13 protein-coding genes and 1 tRNA gene are annotated in these 14,880 nt (G+C 62.9%); 6 read left to right on the top strand and 8 right to left on the bottom strand.

From position 1 onward, the window contains the following. The first annotated feature begins 52 nt into the window (after positions 1-52). Positions 53-724: a c-type cytochrome gene (locus tag QQJ96_RS23535; RefSeq protein ID WP_345782679.1), complete on the top strand. Its 672-nt coding sequence runs from the start codon at positions 53-55 to the stop codon at positions 722-724. Between the two features lie 227 nt (positions 725-951). On the opposite strand, the gene QQJ96_RS03795 is transcribed toward QQJ96_RS23535, so the two are convergent. Beyond that, positions 952-1,560 (bottom strand): NfuA family Fe-S biogenesis protein, encoded by a 609-nt coding sequence (locus QQJ96_RS03795; RefSeq protein ID WP_284330607.1) that lies wholly within the window; start codon positions 1,558-1,560, stop codon positions 952-954. Positions 1,561-1,784: 224 nt separating this feature from the next. Here QQJ96_RS03795 and QQJ96_RS03790 point away from each other — a divergent pair, with 224 nt between their 5' ends. Together QQJ96_RS03790 and QQJ96_RS03785 are read left to right on the top strand one after the other, a co-directional pair. After that, positions 1,785-2,126 (top strand): 4a-hydroxytetrahydrobiopterin dehydratase, encoded by a 342-nt coding sequence (locus tag QQJ96_RS03790; protein ID WP_284330606.1) that lies wholly within the window; start codon positions 1,785-1,787, stop codon positions 2,124-2,126. Then, entirely contained in the window at positions 2,123-3,637 is a 1,515-nt protein-coding gene (locus QQJ96_RS03785; protein ID WP_284330605.1) for a CPBP family intramembrane glutamic endopeptidase, read from the top strand. The genes QQJ96_RS03790 and QQJ96_RS03785 overlap by 4 nt, the downstream gene beginning before the upstream one ends. A gap of 150 nt (positions 3,638-3,787) precedes the next feature. Here QQJ96_RS03785 and QQJ96_RS03780 read toward each other — a convergent pair whose 3' ends face one another. Next, complete coding sequence (locus QQJ96_RS03780) at positions 3,788-4,759, bottom strand: RluA family pseudouridine synthase (RefSeq protein WP_284330604.1); 972 nt, start codon at positions 4,757-4,759, stop codon at positions 3,788-3,790. 337 nt (positions 4,760-5,096) lie between these two features. Here QQJ96_RS03780 and rne point away from each other — a divergent pair, with 337 nt between their 5' ends. Then, entirely contained in the window at positions 5,097-8,297 is a 3,201-nt protein-coding gene (gene rne, locus QQJ96_RS03775) for a ribonuclease E (RefSeq protein ID WP_284330603.1), read from the top strand. A gap of 224 nt (positions 8,298-8,521) precedes the next feature. Here the strand turns inward: rne and QQJ96_RS03770 are convergent, their stop codons facing one another. Beyond that, on the bottom strand, positions 8,522-9,172 hold the full coding sequence (locus tag QQJ96_RS03770) for a response regulator (protein WP_284330602.1): 651 nt from the start codon (positions 9,170-9,172) through the stop codon (positions 8,522-8,524). Between the two features lie 234 nt (positions 9,173-9,406). Between QQJ96_RS03770 and QQJ96_RS03765 the strand changes: the two genes are divergently transcribed. Continuing rightward, positions 9,407-9,652, top strand: a complete 246-nt coding sequence (locus QQJ96_RS03765) for a hypothetical protein (protein WP_284330601.1) — start codon at positions 9,407-9,409, stop codon at positions 9,650-9,652. A 97-nt stretch (positions 9,653-9,749) separates the two neighbouring features. After that, positions 9,750-9,836: transfer RNA gene (locus tag QQJ96_RS03760), tRNA-Leu, on the top strand. Between the two features lie 61 nt (positions 9,837-9,897). On the opposite strand, the gene QQJ96_RS03755 is transcribed toward QQJ96_RS03760, so the two are convergent. The 5 genes from QQJ96_RS03755 to QQJ96_RS03735 all read right to left on the bottom strand — a co-directional run bounded on the left by QQJ96_RS03755 (position 9,898) and on the right by QQJ96_RS03735 (position 14,764). Continuing rightward, positions 9,898-11,313, bottom strand: a complete 1,416-nt coding sequence (locus tag QQJ96_RS03755) for a cryptochrome/photolyase family protein (RefSeq protein ID WP_284330600.1) — start codon at positions 11,311-11,313, stop codon at positions 9,898-9,900. 127 nt (positions 11,314-11,440) lie between these two features. Beyond that, on the bottom strand, positions 11,441-11,659 hold the full coding sequence (locus tag QQJ96_RS03750; protein WP_284330599.1) for a PspC domain-containing protein: 219 nt from the start codon (positions 11,657-11,659) through the stop codon (positions 11,441-11,443). 118 nt (positions 11,660-11,777) lie between these two features. Further along, on the bottom strand, positions 11,778-12,461 hold the full coding sequence (locus tag QQJ96_RS03745; RefSeq protein WP_284330598.1) for a carbapenem self-resistance protein CarG family protein: 684 nt from the start codon (positions 12,459-12,461) through the stop codon (positions 11,778-11,780). A 246-nt stretch (positions 12,462-12,707) separates the two neighbouring features. Further along, positions 12,708-14,102 carry a sensor histidine kinase gene (locus QQJ96_RS03740; RefSeq protein ID WP_284330597.1) on the bottom strand — a complete coding sequence of 465 codons (1,395 nt, stop codon included), beginning with the start codon at positions 14,100-14,102 and terminating at the stop codon, positions 12,708-12,710. After that, positions 14,099-14,764, bottom strand: a complete 666-nt coding sequence (locus tag QQJ96_RS03735) for a response regulator (protein ID WP_284330596.1) — start codon at positions 14,762-14,764, stop codon at positions 14,099-14,101. The genes QQJ96_RS03740 and QQJ96_RS03735 overlap by 4 nt, the downstream gene beginning before the upstream one ends. Positions 14,765-14,880 lie beyond the last annotated feature (116 nt).

Genomic DNA, 14,880 nt, shown 5'->3' with positions numbered 1-14,880 from the left:
TACTCGGTCGAGTACGTTGCACGCATCCGCTGGAACCTCGGGGATCCTTTTGATGATTCGACTGCAATTGTTTGGCCTGGCTGCCTTCACTGCGGCAGTGTTGCTTTGTTCCAGTTCCGCCCATGCCACGGGCGACAAGAAAAACGGCCGTACGCTCATCTATACCTGCAATGGCTGCCACGGCATTCCGGGTACCAACAACGCGTATCCGCAATATCCGGTGCCGAAGATCGCTGGCCAGAGCGAGCAATACCTGATCGATGCGCTGCACGCCTACAAGGCGGGCCAGCGCGCGCATCCGACCATGACGGCGCAAGCACAAAGCCTGTCCGATCAGGAGATCGAAGACATCGCCGCCTATCTGTCCAGCCTTGCGCCCACGCCTCCGAAAGACACGGACGCGCAGGCGAAGAAGGCCAAGGATCTGCTTACGCAAAGCGACGCGGGCAAGCTGGCCAGCAAGTGCGTGGCCTGCCATAGCAATGACGGCAACGGCACCGCTCCGCAGTTTCCGCGTCTGGCTGGCCAGTACAACGAGTACATCCAGCACGTCGTGCACGAGTACCAGGACGGCGAGCGGGACAATCCGATCATGAAGCCGCAGGTCACCAACCTGTCGCCGGACGATATCAAGCAGTTGGCCGACTACTTTTCCACCTTGCCCACGCAGTTGGAAAAACCCGACGAGCTGAGCACGCTGAAAGGACACGTGCAGGGCGACTGAGCGTTAGTCATGGCCGTCATGACTGCGCAAGCGGGAATCCATTTTCAAATCTACATCAGAGCAAGATCAAGATGGGTTCCCGCGTACGCGGGAATGACGACGCAAGATCAAGTTGGGTTCCCGCGTACGCGAGAATGACGACGCAAGATCAAGTTGGGTTCCCGCGTACGCGGGAATGACGACGCAAGATCAAGATGGGTTCCCGCGTACGCGGGAATGACGACCCGTCAGCCCATGGCTGACTGCCCTTCCTTCTTCCGGTAATACGGATTGGCGCCGCCCTTATGGTCGGTGGCATCGCGCACCGCGGTGATTTCAGGCACGCGCTCGCGCAGCGTCTTTTCCACGCCGTGCTTCAGCGTCACGTCGACCATGCCGCAACCATGGCAGCCGCCGCCAAATTGCAGCAGCACCACGCCGTCGGCATCCACTTCAAGCAGGCTCACGCGTCCACCATGTGCGGCGATGCGCGGATTGACCTCCGCCTCGAGCACGTAGCGCACGCGCTCGACCAGCCCAGCTTCCGCACCCGGCAATTGGCCTTTGATCTTCGGTGCGCGGATGTTCAACTGGCCACCGGTCTGACTCGGCTCGTAGTCGACGCTGGCGTTGGCCAGCCAGGACGCGCTGTCGCCCTCGATATAAAAGTTGAAGCCCTGGCATTCCACCGTCCACTCGGTGCCGGTAAGTTCCTGCGGCTCGCAAAACTCCAGCTCGCAGTCGGCAGCAGGGGTGCCCGGTGCCGTGACACGCAGGCGAATGCCCAGTCCGTCAATGCCTTGCTGGGCGAGTAGGCGCAGGAAATGCTGCTGCGCGCGTTCGGAAATCTCGATCATGCCTGCTCCGCAACCACTAAGAATGCTCTGACAACGTATCTGCTTGAGACCGTCACCGTAGGCTGGGATGGCAATCCCAGCTTTGCTTGCGGCCTACCGCTGCTGGGATTCTCATCCCAGCCTACGCGGCGATACCGCACCATTTTAGTACTGTTTCCAGCGAATGTCCGAATGGTTCATTTTCGCGTACAGTGCCCCCGTTTGAGCGAACGATGGAGATCGTCATGACTGCCCTTCCGCTATCCGCCCAGCATTGCCAGCCGCGCAAGGGCAAGGAACACGCTCTGGACGAGGCCGCCGTCGCCGCGCTGCTGGCGTTGGTGCCGGGCTGGAAGCTCAGCGCTCAAGCTGATGCGCTGGTGAAGGATTTCCGCTTCGAGAACTTTCACCACACGCTGGGCTTCATCAATGCGGTCGGCTTCATGGCCAACCACGAGGACCACCATCCGGATATCGAGGCGGGCTACGGCCATTGCAAGCTACGCTGGTCCACGCATGACGTGGGGGGCTTGTCGCTGAACGATTTCATCTGCGCGGCGCGCGTCGACGCCCTGCTCGAACGTTGAGCGAAAGCCGGCGCCTGCGAACGGCGTTGATCTGCGCCGGCTACGTGCTGGCGGCGGTGGTTGTCTGTCTGGCGCTTCGGCTCCTGGCGGCGCGTATGACCGGCGCGCAATTGCTTGACCAGGCCCAGCAGCAGCTCGCGCGCGTGCAAGCCAATCAGCCGCTATGGCAATGGCAATTGCGCCGACCGCGCGATCTGGTGGCAGGCCGCGCTTTCGGCAATGCAACGGTAGAACGCGAGGACAGCGGCTTGCGCATCACCAGTGAGGATGGTGCGCCCTTCGAACTTGGCCTGCCGATCGCTTGGTCGCTGGATCTACGCTATTGGCCGATCTTGCAACTGCAATTGCAAAGCAGCGCACCGGGCCAGTTGGGCCTGGTATGGCAAGGCAGCCAGGCGCCCGCTTGCCTCGCGCTCGCGGCGCACGCCTTGACGCCGGAAACGAACAGCCTGCGCATCGATTTGCGCAACCTGAGCTGGGCCGGTGCCGAACAAGCCGCGTGCAAGAAACCAGGCATCGCGCAAATGCTGCGGCTACGCATACAACTGCCTCGCGGGGCGAGCCTGCGCATGGCGTCGGCAGCATTGCTGACCACCGAACCGATGCCGCACCCGCAGGACGTGAAGATCGACCTGCCGCCAGACGCCACGCCACAGGACATCGAACGCATCACCGCGCCGGCGCGAAACTGGCCCATGCCGCTGTTCCGCCTGCCCGACGGCATCACGGCAGAAACCATGCTGGCCCTGCGCAATCAGCTGCGCGCAGTTTGGCCGGCTGCATTGATCGTTCCGGCTGGTGCAACGCCACAGGCCGAGCCGGCGACCGCTGCGGATTCCGCCCCGGCCTGGGGCGCCTGCATTCTTTACCTGCTTGTCTTGCTAGGGCTGGCGCTGCGCCCCGTTCAAGGTCGCCTGCGGCCGTGGATCGAGATCGCCGGCTGCCTGCTCGGCCCTTTGTGGCTGATCATGGGACTGCATTGGGGACTGCGCTCCACCCCATTGGGTTTGACGGCCTTTGGCGGTGGGTTGGCATACGCGCTGGCTATCGAGCGCCGGCATCTGCCGCGGCTATGGCGGTGGCCCGAGGCCGGCCAGCACTGGCTGTGGCCGCTGGCAACGCTGCCGGTCACGATGGGCTTGGTCCTTTTTTATGGCCATACGTTGCGGCCCTTGCTGATGGGCCATGTGCTCGCTTATTTCGGCTGGGCCTGGCTGCAACAATGGCTGATGCTGATCGTGCTGCAGCGCCGGTTCGAGCAGATTCTGCGCCGGCCGGACTGGGCCATCCTGCCGGTGGCGACCGTGTTCGCACTTCTGCACACGCCCAACGGCATGCTGATGCAGCTGTGCTTCGTCGGCGAGCTGTGGTGGGCCTGGTGCTTTCTACGCTCGCGCAGCGTGCTGCCGATCGCGCTGGCGCACGCGCTTTGCGCCTTGCTGGTGGAGTCAGCCTTGGCGGGCGGGCCGCTGCTGCGTTCGCTGGAAGTCAGCGCACGCTTCTTTCTGTAGGTTGAGAGCTGTGCCCCCTCCCCTGCGCAGGCAGGGGAGGGTTGGGGTGGGGTTGCACGAGCTTGCCGCCCTGTTGAAATTCACCGCGAGGTTGCTTTACCCCACCCCAGCCCTCCCCTGCAAGCAGGGGAGGGAGCATTAGCGGCTCGCTCAGCGCTTCCGGCTTTTTTCCTGTGGCGCTAGCGCATTCAGCACGGCCTTCAATTCATCCGGCAGCGGCGCGGAGAACCCGTAGGCGCGGCCATCCAGCTCGAACGACAGATGCGAGGCATGCAGGAACAGCCGGTGCAGCCCCCGCTCGCGGAAGCGCTTGTTCGCCTCCTTGTCGCCATACTTGGCGTCCCCGGCCAGCGGGTGGCCAACGTGCGCGGCATGCACACGGATCTGGTGGGTGCGGCCGGTGCCCAGGGTGGCCTGCATCAGGCGCGCACCGGAGTAATGCTCCATCTCGCGGAAAAAAGTCAGCGAGGGCTTGCCGTCATCCGCCACTCGCACCATCCGCTCGCCGCCCTGCAAGACCGACTTCTTCAGCGGCGCGTTCACGTCGAACTTGGCCTTTTGCGGGTGACCCACCATCAAGCATAGGTATTGTTTGGTGACCTCGCCGGCGCGGATCGCGGCCTGCAAACCGGTCAGCCCGGCGCGGGTACGGGCGAACACCAGCACCCCGCTGGTATCCCGGTCCAGGCGGTGCACCAGTTCCAGATGCTCCTTGGGCCGCGCCTGCCGCAGCAGCTCGATCGCCCCGAAACTCACCCCGCTGCCGCCATGGCTGGCCATGCCGGCCGGCTTGTCGATGACCAGGAAATGCTTGTCCTCGAAGATCACGGCTGCGGCTGCGGCGGCGATCGCCGCCGGTGGAGCCCCCTCATCGGCAGGACGCTCGGCGACCCGAACCGGGGGAATGCGCAGCGTATCACCCTGACTGAGACGGGTATCCGGCTTCGCGCGCTTGCCGTTTACACGCACCTGCCCGGTGCGCAGGAGCCGGTAAATCATGCTCTTGGGCACCCCCTTGAGCAGGGTCACGAGGGCGTTGTCGATACGCTGGCCATCGCGCTCGGGACCAATCTCTACTTGACGCACCCCTTGAGGTACATCGGGGGAAGTTGCCGTCTGCATTGAAAAAAACCTGGGTTGAGAGGATACTCGCCTGGCGCTTAGCCCGGCCCACCGACATCCGTTGGGACTCGGGCGCCCGCCTGTTACGCCGGCGAGGTTCGCTCCGGTCGCCCGTCTTGGCAGCCGGTTGCAAACACCCTTTCATCGTAACGGTTCGGGTAGCCGCTTGTCCGGTTTTGTTGCCTGACGAGGCGGCGTGCGTGCAAAGAATCATCCCGGTATCGGGAACGTTACCGTTCATTTTTGCCGCTTTACCGCAGCGGCGCGATCCGCAGGAGAGGCCGCCACACCAGGCGCCCCCACGGCGCGCGACGCGCGGCCAAGCCGAGGAATCACAATGAAAAGAATGTTGATCAACGCAACTCAGCGTGAAGAGTTGCGTGTGGCCATCGTGGATGGCCAGACCTTGTACGACCTTGATATTGAAATCCCGTCCCGCGAACAGAAAAAAGCCAACATCTACAAAGGCCGCATCACTCGCGTCGAACCCTCCCTCGAAGCCTGCTTTGTCGACTACGGCGCCGAGCGCCATGGCTTCCTCCCGCTGAAGGAAATCGCCCGCGAATACTTCGCGTCGGGCCACGATCCCTACAAGTCCAACATCCGCGACCTGCTCAAGGAAGGCCAGGAAGTGGTGGTGCAGGTGGAGAAGGAGGAGCGCGGCAACAAGGGCGCCGCCCTGACCACCTTCATCAGCCTGGCCGGCCGCTACATGGTGCTGATGCCAAACAACCCGAAGGCGGGTGGCGTTTCGCGTCGCATCGAGGGCGAAGACAGGCAGGCGCTGAAGGAAGCGCTGGAGCACCTCACCGTCCCCGACGAAATGGGCCTGATCGTGCGCACCGCCGGCATGGGCCGCGACGCCGAAGAGCTGCAGTGGGATCTGGATTACCTGCTGGCCACCTGGAAGGCCATCTCGCAAGCTGCCGGCGCCCAGAAGGCGCCGTTCCTGATCTACCAGGAATCGAAGCTGTTCATCCGCGCCCTGCGCGACTACCTGCGCAATGACATCGGCGAGATCCTGATCGACGAGGAGTCCCTCTACCAGGACGCCCGCGATTTCATGCAGCAGGTGATGCCCAACGCCCTGCGCAAGCTGAAGTTGTACAAGGACGACACCCCGCTGTTCTCGCGCTACCAGATCGAAACCCAGATCGAAAGCGCCTTCGACCGCACCGTGCGCCTGCCCTCCGGCGGCTCGATCGTCATCGACCAGACCGAAGCGCTCACCGCCGTCGACATCAACTCCTCCAAGGCCACCAAGGGCGGCGACATCGAGGAGACCGCGTTCAACACCAATCTAGAAGCGGCGGCCGAGATCGCCCGCCAGCTGCGCATTCGCGATGCCGGCGGCCTGATCGTCATCGACTTCATCGACATGGACAGCCCCAAGCACCAGCGGGAAGTCGAAGAACGCCTGAAGGACGCGGCCAAGCTCGACCGCGCACGCATCCAGATCGGCCGCATCTCGCGCTTTGGCCTGCTGGAGTTGTCGCGCCAGCGCCTGCGTCCCTCGCTGGGTGAAGCCACCCAGATCGTCTGCCCGCGCTGCGAAGGCCACGGTCATATCCGCAGCGTGGAATCGTTGTCGCTGTCGACTCTGCGCCTGATCGAAGAGCACGCCATGAAGGACAACACCGGCCAGGTGCTGGTGCAGGCGCCGTCCAGCGTGGCCAATTACATGCTCAACGAAAAGCGCGCCAGCGTGGTCGAGATCGAGCTGCGCAACAAAGTGCACGTGGTGATCGTGGCGGACGACAAGCTGGAAACGCCGCACATCGAGATCCAGCGCATCCGCGAAGCGGAAATGGGCGAGCACAGCAAGCCCAGCTACGAGCGCCTCACCGCCGAAGAAGCCAGCGTGGTGCGCAAGATGGGCCAGATGCTCGGCAGCAGCGAGCAGCCGGCAGTCACCGGCATCGTGCCCAGCAGTCCCGCCCCGATGCGTGAAGAAGAACCAGCGGCTCCCGCGCCGGTCGCGAAGCAGCAGCGCCAGAGCGCGGCAGCTCCCGCCCCTGCTCCCGCTCCGGCGGCTGCGCAAGGTGGGTTCTTGTCCAAGCTGTTCGGCCTGTTCCGCGGCAATGGCGCCGCAGCCCCTGCTCCCGCCCCGGCCCCTGCGCCGGTAGCCGTGCGGCAGGAAACTCCTCGCAGCAAGCCGCAAGACGGCCGCCGCGGCGAACAACAGCGTGCGCGTGGCGAGAGCCAGCAACAGCGCCAGAATCAGCCGCAGCGTGAAGGCCGCGGTGCCCAACAGCAGGCCAAGGGCCAGAATCAGCAGCGCCAGCGCCAGGAGCAGCCGGCGCGTCAGCAGCAGGGCAAGCAGGAACAACAGCAACGCCAGCCGAAGGCTACGCAGGCCAATGAAGCGGCCGTAGCCGAGCAGCGCAACAAGCAGCAGAACGCTGAAGCAAGCAAGGCGACCCAGCCGGAACGCCAGCGTCAGCCGCAAGCCGAGCGTCAGCCGCAAGCCGAGCGTCAGCTGCAAGCCGAGCGCCAGCCGCAAGTCGAGCGCCAGCCGCAGCAAGCACCCCAGCAAGCGGCAAACCCACCGGCCAGCAAACCGGTCGAAGCGCCAAAGCCGGCTGCGGAACCCACCGTGCCAGTGGTCGCGAGCGAAGGCAGTGGCGTGGCAGACGAAGCCGCCGCAGCTGAAGCCGCCGGCCAGTCGCGCCGCCGTCGTGGCCGCCGCGGTGGCCGTCGCCGTCGTCGCCATGAAGGCGCAGGCGCCGCGGGCGCCGGGCAGAACGAACAGGCCTACGCGGTAGACCTGGACGACGAAGATCGTGATGATCTCGACACGCCGGAAGAACATTCCGAAGCGGTGGAGGCAAAGCCGGAAGCGGCCGCTCCTGCCGTTGCGCGCGTCCCTGCAGCACCGGCACCGATCCATGCTGCCGCGGTCATCGAGCAGCATCAACCGGCGACCATCAAGCAGGCCGTCGCCGAAGCAGAACCCGTGCACGTGACTGCGACCAAGCCTGAAGCTGCGGCCTTCGAAGATGACCAGGCTGCCGCCCCCGTGATCGTTACCCCGGCACCGGTGCCCTCATCGTTCAACCTGCCCGTGCTTCCGCCCATTCCGGTGAGTGAACCCGTGGTGGACGACGCCGTGGTGGCGATCAACGCACCGACACCTTCCGATGAAACCGTTGCACAGCCGCATCGGCATGAAGAGGCTCCGGTAGCGCACGCCGAGGTGGTCACCGTGACAGTGCCGCACGAAGTTGCGTCAGCTGCCAACGAAACCAACTTGGTGACCGAATCGGTCGTCGTCGTCGCCGAGGTCAAGCACGCGGACAAACCCGTACTGGTCGAGCCCGCCACGGCTGCCCCTGCACACGAAGAGCCGGTAGCCGTGACCCCGGCGCCGATCGTCCATCAGCCCGAACAAGGCGATCTGCTCTCCGCGCCGCTCCATGAGCATGCTTCGAGTGCCCCGCTGCATGGCCACGGCGAGGAGCATGGCGAGGCCAAGCAGTCATCGCCGGAGGAAGACGAGCGGCACCTGGGCCAACAGCATGACGGCAGGCTTAGCTGACCGGTCAGTCGTCAACGAACCTCTGCAAACGAAGGGCTGGACATTGCGTCCGGCCCTTTTTGCTTTTCACGGGCCAGAACAAACTTTTCCTTAGGTTCCCACCTGTTTGTTATGCGCACCGAGCGCGTAGGCTGGGATGACAATCCCAGCATCGGGATACCGTGTGGAAAAGCTGGGATTAGCATCCCAGCCTACGCGCTTTTGGGCCAGGGGAAACCTTTCCCTTAGGTTCCCACCTGGTTGTTATGCGTATCGAGCAAGCCATGCACGGTCATCAAATGGGCAAGGCTGATCACGTGATCCACCTGCAGCTTCTCCATCAGCCGCTGCTTGTAGGTGGAAACCGTCTTGGGACTCAGGCTGAGCTGCTCGCCAATCGCGGTGAGCGCCTTGCCGCGCACTAGCATCATGGCTACCTCCAGCTCACGGCTGGATAGCGTATCGAACGGGGAGCCCTCGCCATCGAGGGTTGCCAGCGCCAGCTGCTGCGCCACCGCCGGCGCCAGGTAGCGGCGACCGCTGGCCACCTGGCGCACCGCATTGAGCAGTTCCTCGGCGGCGCAGCTCTTGGTGAGGTAGCCGTGCGCGCCGGCATCCAGCAGGCGCTTGGGAAAGCGGGCATCCTCCACCACGGTCACCACGATCACGTGCGTGCGCAGTTTTGCCCGCACGATACGCTCGGTCAGCTCGATACCGCTCATGCCCGGCATGTGCACGTCGACCAGCGCGATGTGCGGCTTGCTGGTACGGATCACGCGCAAGCCGTCCTCGGCGTTGGCCGCCTCGCCGCAAACGCGGATGTCCGGCTGCTGCAAGATCATCTTGAAGCCGGTTCTGACCAGCTCATGGTCGTCCACCAATACCACGTCAATCATCTAGGCCCCTCCTTGGTTGGGAACTTGGCCCCCGCAAAGTAGGCGCGTCGCTGACACATTGCAAGTCGATAACCCTCAGTCTGGAAAGGATTTTTCATCTGGGGCCATCCCTCACAGCCCACGTAGGAAAATGCCTACATACTCGTTTCAATTTTGATGCCATTATTGGACAAGTAGCTCAAGTAGAAGTCGTTAAGTCAGGCGTTCCGCCCACCCCTGCCTTGGAGTGTATCGATGGTGATCTACTCGCTTAGACAGTCGCCAGATGGAGATTGGAGCATTCGAAGGGATTCGGCCACGCTGTTCAGCCAGCTGCGCCTAGGTCCCGCCATTCAACTGGCCCGTGAAACCGCCCGCGACGAGTACAACCGCTCCGGCCGCAGCACCTGCGTAGAAATGCCCGGCCCGGCATCCAATATTCGCCTGGCGCAATACGCGCATCCGGGCCAGGTACTGCCGATGCAAAGCGCGGTGGCCTGAGACCCGCCAAAACAAAACGGAGCCTGCGGCTCCGTTATCGCAAGGCGCATGTTACGATCCGCGCGCCTGTAGCCGGTCATTCGGCAATCCCTCCCCCGCCCGGATGGCGAAACAGGTAGACGCAAGGGACTTAAAATCCCTCGGCCGCGAGGCTGTGCGGGTTCGAGCCCCGCTCCGGGCACCAATACTCCCTCACGATTTTCAGTGGCGTGATTTGCATGTGCCGGCTTCATTCTCGGCGCCCATCATCTACGCCATGCTTGAAACACGCGCAACGCCTGCTCGCGTGAGGAGGCCAGATCGAGCATGGGTAAGGGATAGCCGGTGCGCTTAGGTATGGATGAATCCTTCCACGGCTCATGCAGGAGATCGAGAGGCACTTCAGCAAGCTCCGGCAACCATCGGCGCAGGTACACACCCTGCGGATCGAATTTTTGCGCCTGGCTGATCGGATTGAAGATACGAAAATAAGGCGCCGCATCCGCGCCGCAACCGGCCACCCACTGCCAGCCCAAAGTGTTATTGGCCAGATCTGCATCCACCAGTGTGTCCCAGAACCATCGCGCACCATGCAACCAAGGCTGCCGCAGGTTCTTGGTAAGCAGGCTCGCTACGATCATGCGCACGCGATTGTGCATCCAGCCCGTGTGCCAGAGTTCGCGCATGCCCGCGTCCACCAATGGAATACCGGTGCGCCCTCGTCGCCACCGCTCCAACTGCCCTTCATCGTCAGCCGCCCAGGGGAAATCCGCAAACCTGGGGTTGAAGCATTCCATCGGCGTCCGAGGAAAGTGATATAGCAGATGATAGGCAAACTCGCGCCATCCCAGCTCGCGCAAATAAGGTTCGATGTCCGGGCGCCGGCGTGTATCGATGCGTTGCGCGTGCTCGTGCAAGGCATGCAAAACCTGCGTTGGTGAAATTTCCCCGAAGTGAAGATGCGGGGAAAGCCTGGATGTGCCATGGCGTCCCGGCAAATCCCTTGCCGTCGCGTACTCGGCAAGCGCGTCGTCGCAAAACAACTCCAACGCCTCCTTGGCACCTAACTCGCCGGGACTCCATGCTTCGCCCAGCCCCTTATCCCAGTGTATGCGTGGCAGCAGGCCGAGGGCTTCCAGCGGGAGGCCCACCGGCAGCTGTACCCAGTTCACTCCCGCCGGTTGCGGAAGCGGCGATGTCACGCGAAGACCGGGACGTACATGGCGCCAAAAGGGAGTAAAGACCCGATAGGGCTCGCCCTGTTTGGTTTGCGCTCGCCAAGGCTCGCACCACAGCGACGCGGAATAACTGTGTACGGCGACGTCTTGTTCAAGCAGAGCCTGCTCGATTTGCTTATCGTGTTCTATGGCAGCGGGCTCGTAACGACGGTTCCAGTAGACCGCCTCGGCACCGCTGCTGTCGATGACATGACGCAGCACGCGCAGGGTATCCCCTTTACGAAGCTGCAAGTTGGCACCACCTTCACGCAGCATCGATTGCAACGCCTGCAAAGAGTGATGCAGCCACCACTGGCTGGCCGCCCCCATTTGCCAGGGTGCATCCGCACGTTCGTCGTGAATGTATAGCGGCAGGACTCGCGCATGCGCTGCACATGCCGCAGAAAGTGCTGGATTGTCATTCAAGCGCAAGTCGCAGCGGAACAGCACTATCGCAGTGGTCATGGGCAAGGCGGCACACTGAGGTCAACGACTCGAAGCATGCATCAATCACGAGAGGCAGGATAGGAATACAGCCCGAGCTTCACGAGTGTTCCGAAGACAGCTTGGATTATTAGCGCAGCCTACGCCGCTAGGCGGTGACGGTGTCGTAGTCGAGCGGCTCCTGCGGCCACTGCGGCACGACCAGCCACAGCACCAGGTAAATCAATCCGCCAATGCCCGCACCCAGGAACAACAGCAGCCACAACGCCCGGATCAGCCAGGTCGGTGCACCCAGGGCGTAAGCCAAGCCGGCGCAGACGCCACCAAGCCAGGCGGCCTTTTTTACTCGTTTGAATGGGCGATCCATGGGTTGTCCTCCTTATCAACGGGCCGAATCCATCCTAGATCAGGGGATATGACTTACCAGTGCGGGAAGTCCTGGGGTAAAGCGCGATACCTGGAGCTGGCGATGGGCTCGCGGCACTTCACTGGGAAGAAATACCCAACTCTTTGCTCATGGCTTCGTCGACATCGCAATACGGCTTGGTTGCATCAACACGATGGTCGAATTCGAAGTAAACCGGTGGTCGTCCAACCTGCTCTTCTTTGTTTTCCTTCAGGCGGTAAAAGTAAAAGTGCACGGGCTCCGCATCGGCAAAGCTGCGTTGCATATCGCGCTCCGCGCGAATCAGCCATGCAGCATCGGAACGCGCAGATGCAAGGATGCGGAAATCGTGGAGCACGCAATCCGCACCGCCGCTCTTGACCAGATGCAGCCGCTCGTATTGGTCTTTGGCATCGGCATAGAAGACGGGTACAAGGTTCAAGACCTGGCCGTTGGAAAGATCCGATGGCCCCTGCATATAGATCGTCGCCACGGTGAAATCATGGGCGTTATAGTTTTCCCTGTCGGCCACGACGATGGTGGCATCGTGACCGCCTAGAACGACATGATTGAAGCCATTGGCGAGCGAGACCGGGCGCGCATCGCCAAACTGGCCGGCGCAAGCACTCGACGCGGCCATCAGGGTCAGCACCGTAAACACACGAAAATGGACAATCCTGGTCTGCATGGCAATCCACCAAATCCAGCGGGGCGTCTGGGCTAGGATAAACGTAGGCTGGGATGACAATCCTGAGGTATCCCCACGTTTTTCCTTTACCTGCATACGTGCCCCAAATGCCGTCATTCCCGCGAAAGCGGGAATCCATTTTCAGGATGCATCAGAGCGAGATGGATTCCCGTTTTCGCGGGAATGACGGCCCGTTTCTTTGGATGTCAGCGGGCTAAAACGCAGCTGCCTGATTTTTACGGGATCCAAGAGCAAAAAACGTGGGGATACCTCAGGATGACAATCCCAGCATCTGCAAGCCATATACATGGCAATGCTGGGATTGTCATCCCAGCCTACGGACTAGGAAGTCGCGCCGGGAATTGCCACCCGCACCCTCAAGCCACTTCCCGCCGGCGCATCGAGCAATTCAATGCTCGCATTGTGCAATTGCGCTGCGCGCTGCACGATGGAAAGGCCAAGGCCATAGCCATCGCCGCCGCTCGATTCGCGATGAAAGCGCGCGAACACGCTGGCGCGCCGTTCCGGCGGAATGCCAGGGCCGTTGTCGATCACCTCGATCACCGTAGTGCCCTGCGTACGCTGCATGATGAGCTGCACTTGCCCACCCAGCGGCACATGGTGCATCGCGTTCTCGATCAGATTGCGCAGCAAGGCTGCCAGCGCCGCTTCGTAGCCATACACCTTCAGGCTGTCATCGTGCGCGGCAAAATCGAATTCCACGCCACTCTCGCCAAGCAGCGGCGCAAGCTCGTCGATCACGTTCATGGCCACCGCGATCAGGTCGATTTCGCCGCGCTGGCCCGCCGCTGCACCTGCTTCCAGTCGCGCCAAAGCCAACAATTGCTCGATCCGCCTAGCCAGGCGCGCCAGGCCGGATTGCGCGCTGGTCAAGGCCGCTTGTGCATCCGGTGGCAAGGGTGCGGCCATCGCGCCATCCAGATGGATCATGGTGGACGCAAGCGGGGTGCGAAGTTCGTGCGCCACGTCCGCGCTGAAACGGCGCTCGCGCTCCAGCGCATCTTCCAGGCGCTCCAGCTGGGTGTTCAAGGCATCCACCACCGGCTGCAGCTCCTGGGGTGCATGAGTCAGCTGTATGGGCTGCCGGCTGCCCGGCGCGCGCGATGCCAGGGCCTGCCGCAAACGTTCCAACGGGCGCAAGCCGCGTCGCACCGCCCATCCCACCAACAGCGCCAACAAAGGCAGGCCGAACAACTGCGGCAACCCAAGATCGAGCCACAACGCGTGGTTGATATCGCGCCGGCTGTCGTCGCGTTCGCCCACGCGGATCACCACGTTGTTCACATCATCGACGAGGGTGAAGACGCGCCAGCCATAGCCGTCGAAGAAGTAGTTTTCGAACTTGGAAACCGGCGTAGGCGGCAACGGCAATTGCGCCAGGTTGGCCGTGGCAAGCCGCATGCGGTTATGCATGTCGAACACCTGATAGCCCACTTCCGCTTCGTAAGTGCGCGTGTGCATCAGCTGTTCTTCGGCCTCTCGGCCGAGTATCGGCACCACCAGCGTACCTTGCTCGGGCTTGCGCAACGCGTCCAGACCGGAGTGGCGAATCAATACGTCCAGCGTGCGTGCCGATTGGGCCAGGCGCCCATCCAGCAGCTCCCGCGTTTCCTTCAAGGCGCGGTGATAGCTGTACAGGCCGAGCGGTAGCAGCACGGCGACCAGCACGGCAATGATCATCCAGCGCAGCCGGCCGCGCAGACTAAGCCGACTCACGTGGGATCCCGGGGAATCATGTAGCCCACGCCACGGATGGTGCGGATCGCATCGAAGCTCAGCTTGCGCCGCAAGGCGTGGACCTGCACCTCCAGTGCGCTGCTGCCTACGGCGTTGTCCAGGCCATACAGGGAATTCTCCAGATGCTCGCGACGCACGATTCGCCCGGCGCGCTCCATCAGGATGCGCAACAGGGAGAACTCGCGGCGAGTCAGTTCCACACGCTTGCCGCGGTATTCCGCCTCGCAGGTGCCGATATCCAGGCTGATCACGCCCACATCGATGCGATTGGCGGCAAGCCCCTGCGCCCGGCGCGTCAGTGAGCGGATGCGCGCGCTGAGTTCCTCCAGGTGGAAGGGCTTGACCAGGTAGTCGTCCGCGCCGGCATCCAGGCCGCGCACACGCGCTTCCAGGCCATCGCGCGCCGTCATCACGATCACCGGCGTATTGACCTGCGAGCGACGTGCCTCGGCCAGCACCTCCAGCCCGTCCTTGTTGGGCAGCCCCAGGTCGAGCAGGACCAGGTCCGCGGTCTGGTCGCGCATGGCGGCCAGCGCCTCGCGCCCGTCGCGCAGCCAGGTCACCGCATAGGAAAGCCGTTCCAGCGCCTGCCGGATGGCTTCGCCCAGTTGCAGATCGTCTTCGACCAGGATGATGTGCATGCCGCTGTTTACCTTCGTCCTACCTGGCTGGAGGTATTGTCCCGCTTGAGCATTTTGCGCAGATTAGCTTAGGGCGGTCTTACCCGGCCCGCTTGAGAGCCAGCCTGGTTGCCGTT

Source organism: Dyella flagellata (assembly GCF_030160275.1).
GTDB classification, from domain to species: Bacteria; Pseudomonadota; Gammaproteobacteria; order Xanthomonadales; family Rhodanobacteraceae; genus Dyella_B; species Dyella_B flagellata.
The sequence above is the reverse complement of the archived record's forward strand: the minus strand, read 5'-3'. Positions and strand labels throughout refer to the sequence as shown.